This window comes from Acidovorax sp. GBBC 1281, from assembly GCF_028473645.1.
In the GTDB taxonomy this organism is placed as follows: Bacteria; Pseudomonadota; Gammaproteobacteria; order Burkholderiales; family Burkholderiaceae_C; genus Paracidovorax.
Window position 1 is genome coordinate 476,856 of record NZ_CP097269.1, and the last position, 13,803, is coordinate 490,658.

Genomic DNA, 13,803 nt, shown 5'->3' on the forward strand with positions numbered 1-13,803 from the left:
TGTTAATGCTCCGATTTCCAGCAAGCTGTTTGTTTTTCCAAATAGACATGAAAGTGTGGGGCATTCACGTAGTGATGAAGAAGTGAAAATGGAAAATTCACCTTTTTGGTTTTGCAAAATTTATCGTAAAAGTCGTTTTGTTTGGATGCGGAAATTGGGTTATTGGCACGCGCAAAAGAAATATCTATCTCGCGCCCGTCCCTGTGTCCAGCGTGTGGCCCACGCCAATTGGATGTGATGTCGTAGCGCCCACCCCAAAATAAGCTGGCATCATTCAACGCCACCGTGCCCCATCCCTCAGTAGCGAAGTTGGAAATCATAGCGCGCAAATTTTGGCGTGATTGCTCCGTCAAATAGTACTGATTGTGGTGATACCGCCCATTGCCTTGGTGGGTTTTATCCACACTGGTCAGCGCATAAACGAAAGTCCCATCTGCATTCTGGGGTGGATTCGGAGAAATGGGCAGCAGGTCTGGCACCCTGACCTGTATCTCTTTGGAAACCGGGCTGTTGGAGCAAACGGCGCAAGCGACTTGGATCGTATGAACTCCCGCCACTTCGGGGGCTTTGAAGACGATTTTGACTTCGCCATTGGCATCCGTGACGCCCTGCGTTGCGCTCAACAAGCCTTTGGGCCGGGCCACGTCGTGGTGTTCATGCCCGCCAGAATTGGGGGTGACATCGACCGAAAAGCCGAGCGCCACACCGGACTTGGCGGCGGTGCTGTTGGTGACCTTGGCAATCAAGGTGATTTCGGAAGAACCGCCCGTGGCGGCGGGGCGCGTTTCCGATGGTCCCGACAAAGCGACCAAGGTGGGAAATTGCTGGTAGTAGCACTTGTTGATGGCCGCCCAGTAGGGGCCTTCCGTGCCCATTTCCCGGCAGGTATATCCCGTACCAGCAGTCGGTGACGGACTTAATTGGCCATTCCCGCCAATGGTGCAGGCTTCCTGAATGGAGGGGTAGCAACTTCTGCCATCCGATCCCCAACTCCCAACCGTCCATCCTTGCACGGTGATCTGCGCCTGCACCGTGGGAGCTGCCATTGCCACCAGCACCAAAGATAGCGCGCGTCGATGGATTATTTTGCTCAATGTTAACTTTCGAAAAAGTCCCGAAAGTTACCACGACTGGAAGTGATTCATGCAGCTTTTTTGCAACGTTGTAGCCGCACGCGCAGATTTTCTCCAGGCTTTTCTTTGCGACCAGATGCAGGCGCCCCGTCAACAGGCCGGCAATCGAACATGCGGCAATTTCTGCAAACCCCTTCACTGCCGTTGAAAAAGAAAAATTGCGACACCGTCTTGAGCGTTTGGTGACGGCAGATTTTTCATTCGCTTCGAGCCGTATGGCGCAGGGCAATTCAAAACCAAACGCTAAATTTTTAATAACGATACGCCGGCATCTTTATTGTGCTGGAGGTTCTTTCCTATCGACATCCCCCTGATTCATACCCACTCCTTTCGTGCCGTCCGGTGACTGAAGGATCGGCCGCGTCACAGCACGCCAGCGAACATCGCCGCATCCACGTTGCCGCCCGTAAGCGCCAGCCCCACGGGCAGACCAGCGAGCGATCCGCGTTCCTGCATCGCGGCGGCGAATGCGGCGGCGCCAGCGCCTTCGGCGACGTTGTGCGTGTCGGTGAACAGGGCGCGCATGGCGGCGGCCACTTCGGCGTCGGTCACTTTCACCACGTGGTCCAGGTGCGGCGCCAGGATGGCGAGCGCGGCCGGGTCGGCCACGCGGCAGGCCATGCCGTCCGCCAGCTGCGTGGTGACGGGCGCCTCGACCACGTGGCCGGCGGCGATGGAGTCGGCATACGTGGTGGCATGGGCGCTGACCACGCCGACGATGCGCACGCCGTGGCCCAGCGCGCGCTTGGCCGCGATGGCCGAGCACGCCCCCGACCCCTGGCCGATGGGCACATAGGCCACCGCCAGTTGCGGCACCGCGCGCAGAAATTCCCACCAGTACGTGGCCACGCCGCGCAGCAGGTCGGCATGGAAGCTGGGGACCATGTGCGCGCCGCGGTCGGCCGCCAGTTGGATGGCGTGTTCGCGCGCTTCCTGGAAGTCGTCGCCATGCTCGATCAGGGTGACGCCCAGGGCGCGCATGGCGGCGTTCTTCTCTACCGAGTTGCCGCGCGGCACGACGATGGTGCAGGCCACGCCGTGGCGGCGCGCGGCCCAGCCCATGCTCTGGCCGTGGTTGCCGCGTGTGGCGCTGACCACCTCGCGCGGCAGCGCGCCGCGCCGGGCGAGCTGGTCGAAGTACGTGAGCCCGCCGCGGATTTTGAACGCGCCCACGGGCGTGTGGTTCTCGTGCTTGAGCCAGCATTCAGTGCCCAGCCGCTCGCTCAGCAGCGCCCAGCGGTACTGGGGCGTGGGGGCGAAGTCCGCGTACACCACCTGGGCGGCGGCCTCGATGTCGGCGAGCGTGGGGAGTGCGGCCATGGCATGCAGGCTGGCGCTGTCCGTGGCGGGTGCCGGTGCGGGAGCGAAGGCGTCGATGGCGGTGGTGGGGGCGTTCATGCGGTGGCTTTCTTTTCGGACAGGATGCGAAGCGCGAGCAGGCCTGCGCGCGGCCCCTGCGTGAGGCTGCGGGACACGCAATAGACCCTGTTGGGCCCGGGCGTGAGCACGAGCACCAGCGCGGCGAACGCGAACAGCAGGATTTCCTGAAAGGTGAGGAGGAGCATCAGGCGGGCTCCTTCGATGCGAGGGTGACGGGGCCGCGGGGCGTGGCCAGCACGGCCTGCAGGCGCGGCGCGGCCCCGGGCGACACAGTCACCTGCGTGCCCAGGCCAAGGGCGGCGCAGGCGCTGGCCAGCGCGGGCGCCTCGGGGTGCTCCAGCCGCAGCGACTGCAGCTGCACGCCGCTGGCGGCGGGCAGGCTGTAGCAGGGATGGCGCTCGCCCCACTGGATCAGCGTGGGCAGGCAGCCGCCCAGCAGGCGCTGGCCGTCCGGCCGCAGGGTGATCTGCCATTGCAGCAGCCCCAGCGGCGTGGGGCGGCTGGCGGTGGCGACCTCGCCCCGGTCCAGCCCGCGCGCGGCCAGCGCCGCATGGGCGGCGGCCACGTCGCGCACCGAGGCCACCCAGTGGATGAGCTGCGGACCGTCGCGCGCCACACGCGCCTGCAGCGCGGGGTCGTCCATGTCGAACCAGCGCCGCGTGCCCGCCGCCGGCCCGGGGGCGGCGGGGTTCATGGCGATGATTTCCAGGTAGGTGCGCGGGTGCGCCGGGCCGCTGAGGTTGAGCAGGCGGTTGTGCGTGCCCATGAGCGGGTGCTCGCCCCCCATGGCCGGCACCACGCCCAGCGTGCGGCGGCACCAGTCCACGCCGCTCTCCAAGCGGTCGGCCATCACCACGAGATGGTCGATGCAGGCGTCGGGCAGGTTCACAGCCGCACCTCGCCGTTCACGCAGGTGACCGATCCGCCGCCGACCCAGATGCGCTCGCCGTCCTGGTGCACGTGCACGCGCCCGGCGCGGCCCATTGCCGTGCCCTGGCTGGCGACGTAGCTGGGCGGTGCCAGGTGCGCGCCGATGAGCCACTGCGCCAGGGCGGCGTTGAGGCTGCCCGTCACCGGGTCTTCGGCCAGGCCGTTGTTGCCCGGAAAGAACGCCCGCACCTCGAAGGCGATGCCCTCGTCGGCATGCGCGCCGACCACGCCCACCTTGCCGCGCGGACCCACCACGCCGATGTTCAGCTGGCCAAGGACGGCGCTGTCGGGCTGCAGGGCCAGCACCTGTTCGGCGCTGGCGAGCATCACGCCGCGCCAGTTCGGGCCGTTGTCGCACCAGGCATGCGCCACGATGTCGCTGCGCTCGATGCGCAGGCCGCGCGCGATCAGGGCCACGTCCTCTTCGGCCAGCGGCCCGCTCTTGAGCAGCGGCGGCGCGGCGAAGGCCAGCCGGTCGCCGTCGCGGCGCAGCGTGATCAGGCCCAGCGCGCATTCCTGCACCACCTCGCCCTCGGTGCGCGGCTGGCCGCCGGCCTCCAGCCAGGCGTGGCAGCTGCCCAGCGTGGGGTGCCCTGCGAACGGCAGCTCGCGGCCCGGGCAGAAGATGCGCACGCGGTAGTCGGCGCCGGCGGCCCGGCCGGCCTCGGTGGGCGGCAGCAGGAAGGTGGCCTCGGACAGGTTGGTCCAGTTGGTGAAGTGCTGCATCTGCTCGGTGGACAGGTCCGAGCCGTCGAGCACCACGGCCAGCGGGTTGCCCAGGTAGGGCTGCTGGGTGAACACATCGACTTGCTTGAAAGGGCGTTGGCGCATGGTGTGAGCCTCTTTGCGGGGAAGGAAAGGCCGGCCGGTGGGCCGGGGTGATTGAAAACGGGGTGGAAGCGGGTCGGCAGGCCGGCGTTTCGGGCCGCGCGCCCATGCGGCAGCGCGGCGCGGCCGGCGCCGGGACCCATCGACCATTCAAAAAAAGGGGGCGGCGCGTCAGCCGGTGGGGATCTGGCGCGGCGGTGCGGTGGCGGGCGGGGCGCAGCTCATAGGCGGGCGGTTCCCTCGATGCAGGTGAGGCTGCGGCCGCCGACCCAAACTTGGCCCTGCGCGTCCTGGCGGATGTGCACGCGGCCGGCCCGGCCCAGGCTCTCGCCCTGGGCCACGAGGTAGCTGTGCGGCGCGCGGCCTTCGGCGATGAGCCACTGCGCGAAGCTCGCGTTCAGGCTGCCCGTGACCGGGTCTTCGGGGTTGCCCATGGGCGCGGCGAAGGCGCGCACCACCACGCCGGGCTGCGTGGCATCGTGGGCGTCGGCGCCGACGTGGATCACGCCGACATCCTGGCCCAGGTCCTTGAGCCGGGCGTGGTCGGGCCGCAGGCGGTGCACCGTCTCGGCGCTGTCGAGCACCAGGCCCAGCCAGCGCGGGCCGTTGTCCAGCAGCTGGGCGGCCTCGATCTGCTGCGGCCGGATGCCCAGGGCCCCGGCGATCAGCGGCACCAGCGCGGGGCTGGCATCGCTGCGGCGCAGCGGCGGCGCCGCGAACGCCAGCCGGTCGCCGCTGCGCTGGATGCGCACCAGCCCGCCGGCCGACTCCTGCACCACCAGGCCGGCATCGCGCGGTACGTGGCCGGCCTCCAGCCAGGCGTGGCAGGTGCCGAGCGTGGGGTGCCCGGCGAACGGCAGCTCGGCCCCGCGCGGCGTGAAGATGCGCACGCGGTAGTCGGCCCCCGCCGCGCGGCCCGCCTCGGTGGGCGGCAGCAGGAAGCTGGTTTCCGACAGGTTGGTCCACGCGGCGAAGCGGCGCATGTCGGCGTCGTCCAGGCCCTGCGCGTCCAGCACCACGGCCAGCGGGTTGCCGTCGCCAGGGCGGTGGCTGAACACGTCGATCTGCTTGAAGGGGCGCTGGCGCATGGCGGGCGATGGGGTCAGGCGAGCGGCTGGTCGATCACGCCGCGTGCGCCGGGGCGCGACAGCAGGCCCTGGTACCAGGCGTCGAGGTGGGTGCGCGCAACGCGCTCCTGCGGCAGGCCCCACCAGCGGTGGATCTCGCAGCCCACCACGATGTCGGCCATGGTGAAGCGCTCGCCGGCCAGGCACGGCTGCTGCGCCAGGTGCGCCTCCAGCCGGTCCAGGAGCGGCTCGGTGGCCGCCACCGACCGCGCGATGGCGGCCGGGTCGCGCTGCGCCTCGGGCGTGCGCACCCACTGCAGGAACGCGTCGCGCCCCGCGGGGTTGAGCGTGGTCTGCTGCCAGTCCATCCACTGCTCGGCCACGAAGCGCGTGCGCAGGTCCTCGGGATAGAGGGTGCCGCTGGCGTGCTTGGCGCACAGGTAGCGCACGATGGCGTTCGACTCCCACAGCGTGAAGCCGTCGTCCTCGATCAGCGGCACCATGCCGTTCGGGTTGAGCCGCAGGAACGGCGGCTCGCACACGATGCCGAACTGCCCGCCCGCGTCGGTGCGCTGCAGCTCCAGGCCCAGCTCCTGCACGGTCCACACGACCTTGCGCACGTTGATGGACGACAGCCGTCCCCAGAGCCGCAGCATGCGTCAGGCCTTCTGGGCGACGCGCGCCCGGATGGCCGCGGCCAGCGCGCCCACGCCGGTGTTGATCTGCGCGGCGCTGGCCGTCACGAACGACAGGCGCAGCGTGCGCTGGTCGGCGTTGTCGGCATAGAAGGCCGCGCCCGGCACGAAGGCCACGTTGCGGTCCACGGCCTCGGGCAGCAGGTCGATGGCGCTCATGCCTTCGGGCAGGCGCACCCACAGGAACATGCCGCCGTCGGGCTTGTTCCAGTGCACGTCCAGGCCGGCCATCTCGCGCGTGAGCGCCTCCAGCATGGCGTCGCGCTGCTGCTTGTACAGCGCGCGGATGGTGGGCACGTGGCGGCCCAGGAAGCCGTCCTTCATGACCTCGTGCACCATGCGCTGGTTGAACCCCGGGCTGTGCAGGTCGGCCGCCTGCTTGGCCTGCAGCAGCTTGGGGAACACGGCCTTGGGCGCCACGATGAAGCCCAGGCGCAGGCCGGGGGCGAGCACCTTGGAGAACGAGCCCAGGTAGATGCAGCCTTCCGGGTTGCGCGCGGTCAGGGGCGCGGGCGGGGGCTGGTCGAACCACAGGTCGCCGTAGGGGTTGTCCTCGATCAGCGGAAGGTTCAGCTCGGCCGCGCGCGCCACCAGCGCGGCGCGGCGCGCCTCGCTCATGGTGCGGCCGGTGGGGTTCTGGAAATTGGGCAGCACGTACAAAAAGCGCGCCTTGTCGGTACCGCTGCCGGCCTTCAGGGCCAGATCATCGATCTGCACGCCTTCGTCGTCGCTGGCCACGCTCACCACTTCGGGCTCCATGGGCGCGAAGGCCTGGATCGCGCCGAGGTAGGTGGGCGTTTCCACCAGGATGCGGCTGCCGGCGTCGATCAGCACTTTGGCCACGAGGTCCAGGCCCTGCTGCGATCCGGTGGTGATCAGCACCTGCTCGACGCTCACGTCCCACGGCAGGAAGTCGGCGACCGCCTGGCGCAGCGGCTGGTAGCCCTCGCTCGCGGCGTATTGCAGGGCCGACTGGCCGTCCTGCGACAGCACGGCGCTGCAGGCCTTGGCGAAGTCGTCGATGGGGAAGGTCTTGGGGGAGGGCAGTCCGCCCGCCAGGCTGATGATGCCGGGCTTCTCGGTCACTTTCAGGATCTCGCGGATCACCGAGGGGTTCATCTTCGCGGCGCGTGCGGCCAGGGTCCAGTTCGTCATTGAGTGCATCTCCAGGGGGCGCTTGTTCTCCGGGGCGCCGGGGTCGTCGTTGAGGAAGCCGTTGTGCGGCGGGTGGCGGGCATGCGGGTGGGCTCGCCGGGGAAAGAGCTTAACCGCGCATCGCGGCGGGTTGGGGGTTCCTGGCGGGGCCTTGTCGCACCGGGGCGCGTCGGCCGACCACCACCGTGGCCATCACCGCGATGCCGAAGCCCAGGCTGACCGCATCGAGCGATTCGCCCAGCAACGGCACCGAAAACAGCATGCCCAGGAACGGCTGCACCAGCTGCACCTGGCTCACGCGCACCGTGCCGCCGAGCGCCAGGCCCCGGTACCACGCGAAAAACCCCAGCCACATCGAGAACACCGACACATAGGCCAGTGCGCCCCAGGCCGATGCCGGCATGGGCGCCGTGGGCCACGACCAGGCCCCCAGCGGCAGCGTGGCGGGCAGCGAGATGACCAGCGCCCAGCAGATCACCGAGCCCGAAGGCATGCGCTGCGACAGCCGCGCGCCGTAGCCGTAGCCCACGGCGGCGCACAGCACGGCCGCGAACAGCAGCAGGTCGGCCGGGTGCAGCGACAGGCCTGCGCTGCCCGAGCGCAGCACCGCGAACGCCACCACCATCGCCGTGCCCAGCAGCGCGCACAGCCAAAAGCGCGGCGACGGGCGCTGGCGGTGCAGCAGCGCGCCCACGCCGGCCGTGGCCAGCGGCAGCATGCCGATGATCACGCTGGCATGCACCGCGCCCACGTGGCGCATGGCCAGCGAGGTGAGCAGCGGAAACCCGAACACCACGCCCAGCGCGGTAAAAACCAGTGGTCGCCAGTCCTCGGGCCGCGGCCAGGGCGCGCGGCGCGCCCACAGCAGCAGTGTCGACAGCACCCCCGCGATCGCCGCCCGGCCCATGGCCATGAAGACGCCGGACATCTGCGGCGCCTCGGGCGTGCCCACGGCCAGCCGCGTCATGGGCAGCGTGAAGGCGAAGATGGCGACGCCCAGCAGGCCCCACAGCAGGCCGCGCGTTTCGGGCGACTGCCAGCCGGTGGTGGGGGCGCCGGGGGCGCTCGGCAAGGTGGCGGGGTGCGTCATGGGCGGGGTCCGGTGAAACAAAGGGGGCGCAAGCGGCGGCGGTGGACGGTCATGCGTTCACCATCCAGGCGGCGGTGAGTGCGAGCACCAGCGCCATGGCGCGGTTGAACCACAGCAGCCGCGAGCCCTGGGCGAGCCAGTGGCGCAGCAGCGCGCCCGTGGCGGCATACACCAGGTTGCTGGAGAAGGCGAACACCACCATCACCGGCAGCACCACGCCCAGCCGCGCCAGGGCATCGTCGCGCCCGGCGATCCAGCCGGCCACGATGGTCAGCGCCAGCAGCCACGCCTTGATGTTGACGAACTGCATCGCCGCGCCCTGCCAGAAGCCCACGTCCATGCGCCCGGCCTGCGCCTGGCCCAGTTGGGCGCTGCGGCTCAGCTTGAAGGCCAGCCACAGCAGGTAGCCGATGCCCAGCACCTTGATGCCCATGCGCACCGCCGGCACCGCCATCACCAGCGCGCCGACACCGCCCGCGCACACCAGCAGCAGGGCGCTCCAGCCCAGGGGCACCGCCCAGACGAAGCGCATCGCGTGGCGCAGGCCGCGGTTGGCGGCGATCGCCGTGGCCAGCGTGGTGTTGGGGCCGGGGCTGAAGCTCATGGCGGTGGCCAGGGCCAGCAGGGCGGTGAATTCGACGAAGGGCATGGGGTGTTGTAGGGGTTGTGGCTTCCAATGTAGGAGCAGATTCCATTACAGTTGCAATACAGTTATTTCGACAATTTCATGATCTGTATTGGTGTTTGCATCAGCACAGTGAAGGAGCCCCCCGCCATGCTGACCCGCACCGCCCGCCGATCCCTGACCGAGCAACTGGCCGAGCGCTTCGCCGAGCGCATCCGGGCCCGGCTGCTGCCCGCCGGCGCGCGGCTGCCTTCGGTGCGCGAATGCGCTCGGCTGCAGGGCGTGAGCGCGTACACGGTGGTGGCCGCCTACGACCAGCTCCTCGCGCAGGGCCTGGTGGAGGCCCGCAGCCAGCGGGGCTTCTATGTGCGCGATATCGCACAAAAAATGCCTGAAGGGCATATTCCACTAGGGCATGGTGCTATAGAAAAAATAGCAAACGACCGCAAGTCATCCCCCGTGCTGTCCCCGCTGCCCTCGGGCTCGTGCGTCAATGCCACGGCGCTGATCCGCGGCATGTTCCACCAGGCCTCCAGCCACCCGCAGCCGGGGGCCGGCGTGTTCCCCCGCGACTGGCTGGAAAACACCTTCATGGGCGCGGCGGTGCGCAAGGTTGCCAGCGGCCGGGCGCTGCAGGACAGCTCGCTGCAGTACGGCGACCCCATGGGCGAGCCCACCCTGCGCGAGGTGCTGGCCCGGCGCCTGCAGGGTTTCGGCGTGCCCGCGCAGGCCAGCCAGGTCATCACCACCATGGGCGCCACGCATGCGCTGGACATCGTGAGCCGCACTTTGCTGAAGGCGGGCGACACCGTGATGGTGGAAGAACCCGGCTGGTCGGTGGAGTTCGCGCGGCTCGACGCGCTGGGCATGCGCATCCTGCCGGTGCCGCGCGGTGCCCAGGGCCCCGACCTCGCCGTGATGGAGCGCTACTGCGAGGTGCACGCCCCCAAGCTTTTCGTGAGCGTGAGCGTGTTCCACAACCCCACCGGCTACTGCCTCACGCCGGGCAGCGCACACCAGGTGCTGCAGCTGGCCGGGCGGCACGGCTTTCACATCGTCGAAGACGACACCTACAGCCACATCGCGCCGGAACACGCCACGCGCCTCACGGTGCTGGACGGCCTGGCGCGCACCATCTATGTGAGCGGCTTCGCCAAGATCCTCGCGCCCAACTGGCGCATCGGCTACCTGGCCGCGCCGCCCGATCTGGTGGAGCCGCTGCTGGACACCAAGCTGCTGTCCACGCTGACCACGCCCTCGCTGCTGGAAAAAGCCATGGCCCTGTGCATCGAGCAGGGCATGCTGCGCCGCCACAGCGACCGCATGCGCCAGCGGCTGGCCCAGGCCCGTGCGCGCAGCGTGCAGTTGGCGCTGGAGGCCGGCTGCACCTTCGCGGCCGAGCCGGCCGGCATGTTCGGCTGGGTCGAGACGGGCGTGGACACCGACGTGCTGGCCCAGCGCATGCTGGACGAGGGATACCTGCTCGCGCCGGGCGCGCTGTTCCACGCCAGCCGCCAGCCGTGCACGCTCATGCGCATCAACTTCACCACCACGCAGGACGCGGCGTTCTGGCGCGTGTTCCAGCAGCAGGCGGCGGCCCTGGCCGGGGGCGTGCGGGGGTGACTGCGGGGGAGGCCCGGTGGCCGCCGGGCGGTGCCCCATGGGCCTGGAGATGGGGCGGCGGTCTGTGTGATTTCGTGTGCGTTGCGGCCGAAACAGCCGCAATTGGTTACATCTAGAGGCATTTTCCCGCTGGCGGGGGGATTTCCGGGGGGTGGGATGCGCTCAGCCGCGCACTATCATTCGGCCCATTCCAATCCGACCCACCGGCCCTTCGCGGCCGCTGCACCCATGACACGCCGAGTCACCATCCAGACGCCCCTGGGCGAGCAGTTGCAGTTTCGCCAGCTGCAGGGCAAAGAAGCGCTGAGCGAGCTGTTCTCCTTGGACGTGGACCTGCTGAGCGAGAGCAAATCCATCGACCCCAAGGCCCTGCTGGGCAAGAGCGCCACCATCGTGGTGGAGACCGAAGGGGGCGGCACGCGCTACCTGGACGGCATCGTCACCCGCTTCGGGCTGCAGGGCCAGGACCACCGCTTCTACACCTACAAGGCCCGCCTGAGCCCCTGGCTGTGGCTGGCCACGCGGCAAAGCGACTTCAAGATCTTTCAGAACAAGACCGTGCCCGACATCATCGAAGAGGTGCTCGGCAAATACGGCTACCCGCTGCAGCGCAAGCTCACCCAGAGCTACCGCACCTGGGACTACTGCGTGCAGTACAACGAGACCGACTGCGCCTTCGTCTCGCGCCTCATGGAGCACGAGGGCATCTACTACTTCCACGAGCACAGCGCCGGCCAGCACGTGCTCACCCTGGCCGACGACATCGTCGCCTCGCACAGCCCGCTCGCGGGCGCCGCCGTCATCCCGTTCTACCCGCCCGAGAAGGCCGCCGTGGCCGACAAGGAGAACATCCACGCCTGGCAGCTGGCGCAGGAGATCAAGCCCGGGCGGCACTACAACGACGACTACGACTTCAAGAAGCCCAAGGCCGACCTGTCCAACATGCGCCAAACCCCGCCGGGGCATGCGCACGACAGCCACGAGATCTACGAATGGCCGGGCGGGTACACCGAGTTCGGCGACGGCGAGGCCTACGCGCGCTCGCGCCTGCAGTCCAGCCTGACCGGGCACAGCACCGTGCGGGGCGAGTCGCGCCACCGGGCGCTGGCGCCCGGCTACACCTTCACCCTGGAGAACCACCCGCGCGAGGACCAGAACCAGCAATACCTGCTGACCGGGCTGGAGTACCACTTCAAGGAAAACCCCCAGGTCAGCGCCGTGGCGCCGGGCACCAAGGGCACGCCGCAGGAGGAGGGCTCGTTCCAGAAGTTCACCCTGCAGGCCCAGCCCACCAGCCTGCCCTACACACCCGCGCGCACCACCCCGAAGCCCAAGACCACCGGCCCGCAGACCGCGGTGGTGGTGGGCCCGCCGGGCGAGGAGATCTGGACCGACCAGTACGGCCGGGTGAAGGTGCAGTTCCACTGGGACCGCATCGGGGCCATGGACGAGAACTCCAGCTGCTGGGTGCGGGTGTCGCACCCTTGGGCGGGGCTGAACTACGGCAGCATCCACATCCCGCGCATCGGGCAGGAAGTCATCGTGGACTTTCTGAACGGCGATCCGGACTATCCCATCATCACCGGGCGGGTCTACAACGGCATCCAGATGCCGCCGTGGAAGCTGCCGGACAACAAGACGCAGTCGGGCACGCTCACCAACTGGAGCAAGGGCGGGGGCGGGGCGAGCATGCTGCGCTTTGAGGACAAGAAGGGCATCGAGCACCTGGAGCTGTCCAACACCTACGGCAACACGTACCTGAACATGGGGTACCTGATGCACCAGGGCAGCGGCTCGCAGCGCGGGTACGGGTTCGAGCTGCGCACGGACCTGTGGGGGTCGATCCGGGCGGACAAGGGGCTGCTGATCACCACGTACCCGCAGGATTTCACCTCCAAGGTGGCGAGCAACAACCCGGACGGGTTCGATCAGTTGGGTGCGACCCTTGCCAACACCTCTTCACTCATGCAGGAGGCCGGGCAGGCCGTGTCGTCGGTGAACGCCACCATCGGCGCATTGGCCGATGCCAAGGCCTCGCAGATCGCCAGCATGGGGGCAGGCATTGCGGCCATGACCGGGGGCGCGGCGGGCGGCTTGGCCTCGCTGGCCAAGATGGCAAGTTCCCGCTCGGGTGGCGATGGAGGAGGGGGCGCGGAAACGGCCATGCCCACCAACACCGACCCGGCCATGCCGGATGCGCGTGGCCTGATGGATTTGTCCAAGGACATCACCAAGCCGATCGTGTCCATCGTGAGCCCGGAAGGGCAAAGCATGATCAGTCCCAAGCCCATCGTCGTCAGTTCGGGCCAGAGCACGTCTGTGCATGCGCAGCAGCACGTGACCATCTCCAGTGGCGCGCAACTCACGCAGTTGGCCAAGGCCGGCATGCTCACGCACGTGACTTCGGGCGGGCAAAGCAACATGGTCTCGGGCGGTGACGTGGCCTCCGTGGCCCAAACCGGCAACATGAACCTGGTGGCGGAGCAGAACATATCGCTGTCCTCCACCAGCCTGAACGCCAATGTGCTGGCCAAGGAAAACGTGGTGGTGAACGCGCAGAGCGACACGGTGTTCGTGAACGCGGGCAAGAACATCACGCAGGTGGCGGGGGAGAGCGTCACGCTGATGTGCGGGGCCGCATCGATCACACTGAAGGCTGACGGCACGATCGTGCTCAACGGGGTCAAGGGCGTTTTTAACTTTCAAGACGACTTGGACCAGTTCGGGAAAAAGATCAATCTGAACTGCTGACTTTCGGCGTCTTTCCCTTTCTTCCAGACATTCATGCAATACCACTTCAACGACGGCCACATCGAGGCTCCTGATAACGTCACCGACCGCACCATGCACGTGCTAGCGCCGATGCCAGGCACCGGCGCTATGACCATTGCCGTATCGAGGGACGAACTCGAAGTTGACGAGACGCCGCCGCAATTCCTGCAGCGTCAACTCGCCGAACTGTCGCGGCAGGTCGCCAAGTTCACGCGCGGGGAGGTGCAGATGGCCACGCTCGGCGCGCCGGAGCAGAAGATCAATGGCTCGCGCTTTACCGTCAGCTACAAACAGCAGGGGCGTACCGTGCATCACGTGCAAACGTTATTTCTGCTGCCGGATTCGCGCACTGTGCTGAATTTCACGTTCTCGCTGCCCGTGCCATTCACCGAAGAACACCACAGGGCGGTCGATGCGGTGCTGGCGAGCTTCGTGCTTCGGCGTTAGCCGCTCGACGAAGCGTTCGGCTTCCGTCGGATTCGGCAAGCCAACCATGGAATCGGCA

General features: G+C 68.1%; 12 protein-coding genes and 1 pseudogene. 3 read left to right on the forward strand and 10 right to left on the reverse strand.

The window, feature by feature from the left end; translation table 11 throughout:
- Positions 1 to 2: 2 nt before the first annotated feature.
- From M5C96_RS02220 to M5C96_RS02265, 10 genes and pseudogenes are all read right to left on the reverse strand, one after another.
- A complete protein-coding gene (locus M5C96_RS02220; RefSeq protein WP_272566876.1) occupies positions 3 to 1,046 on the reverse strand; it encodes a hypothetical protein in 1,044 nt (347 codons plus the stop codon).
- A gap of 450 nt (positions 1,047 to 1,496) precedes the next feature.
- Complete coding sequence (locus tag M5C96_RS02225) at positions 1,497 to 2,453, reverse strand: threonine dehydratase (RefSeq protein ID WP_272569560.1); 957 nt, start codon at positions 2,451 to 2,453, stop codon at positions 1,497 to 1,499.
- 107 nt (positions 2,454 to 2,560) lie between these two features.
- Positions 2,561 to 2,698: pseudogene (locus M5C96_RS02230) on the reverse strand (LysE family translocator); the annotation flags it as partial.
- Entirely contained in the window at positions 2,698 to 3,363 is a 666-nt protein-coding gene (locus M5C96_RS02235) for a VOC family protein (protein WP_272569562.1), read from the reverse strand. The gene M5C96_RS02235 and the pseudogene M5C96_RS02230, both read right to left, overlap by 1 nt.
- A gap of 35 nt (positions 3,364 to 3,398) precedes the next feature.
- Positions 3,399 to 4,274, reverse strand: a complete 876-nt coding sequence (locus tag M5C96_RS02240) for a PhzF family phenazine biosynthesis protein (RefSeq protein WP_272566877.1) — start codon at positions 4,272 to 4,274, stop codon at positions 3,399 to 3,401.
- A 218-nt stretch (positions 4,275 to 4,492) separates the two neighbouring features.
- A complete protein-coding gene (locus M5C96_RS02245) occupies positions 4,493 to 5,359 on the reverse strand; it encodes a PhzF family phenazine biosynthesis protein (protein WP_272566879.1) in 867 nt (288 codons plus the stop codon).
- Positions 5,360 to 5,373: 14 nt separating this feature from the next.
- Complete coding sequence (locus M5C96_RS02250) at positions 5,374 to 5,994, reverse strand: glutathione S-transferase family protein (RefSeq protein ID WP_272566881.1); 621 nt, start codon at positions 5,992 to 5,994, stop codon at positions 5,374 to 5,376.
- Between the two features lie 3 nt (positions 5,995 to 5,997).
- Complete coding sequence (locus M5C96_RS02255; protein ID WP_272566882.1) at positions 5,998 to 7,188, reverse strand: aminotransferase-like domain-containing protein; 1,191 nt, start codon at positions 7,186 to 7,188, stop codon at positions 5,998 to 6,000.
- Between the two features lie 109 nt (positions 7,189 to 7,297).
- Complete coding sequence (locus tag M5C96_RS02260) at positions 7,298 to 8,278, reverse strand: DMT family transporter (RefSeq protein WP_272566883.1); 981 nt, start codon at positions 8,276 to 8,278, stop codon at positions 7,298 to 7,300.
- Positions 8,279 to 8,327: 49 nt separating this feature from the next.
- Positions 8,328 to 8,927 (reverse strand): LysE family translocator, encoded by a 600-nt coding sequence (locus M5C96_RS02265; RefSeq protein ID WP_272566884.1) that lies wholly within the window; start codon positions 8,925 to 8,927, stop codon positions 8,328 to 8,330.
- 126 nt (positions 8,928 to 9,053) lie between these two features.
- Between M5C96_RS02265 and M5C96_RS02270 the strand changes: the two genes are divergently transcribed.
- From M5C96_RS02270 to M5C96_RS02280, 3 genes are all read left to right on the forward strand, one after another.
- The gene (locus M5C96_RS02270) at positions 9,054 to 10,526 is read left to right on the forward strand and encodes an aminotransferase-like domain-containing protein (protein ID WP_272566885.1); all 1,473 of its coding nucleotides are present in this window, start codon (positions 9,054 to 9,056) and stop codon (positions 10,524 to 10,526) included.
- Positions 10,527 to 10,754: 228 nt separating this feature from the next.
- Positions 10,755 to 13,277: a type VI secretion system Vgr family protein gene (locus M5C96_RS02275; RefSeq protein ID WP_272566887.1), complete on the forward strand. Its 2,523-nt coding sequence runs from the start codon at positions 10,755 to 10,757 to the stop codon at positions 13,275 to 13,277.
- Positions 13,278 to 13,310: 33 nt separating this feature from the next.
- Entirely contained in the window at positions 13,311 to 13,745 is a 435-nt protein-coding gene (locus tag M5C96_RS02280) for a DUF1795 domain-containing protein (RefSeq protein WP_272566888.1), read from the forward strand.
- The last annotated feature ends 58 nt before the right edge of the window (positions 13,746 to 13,803 follow it).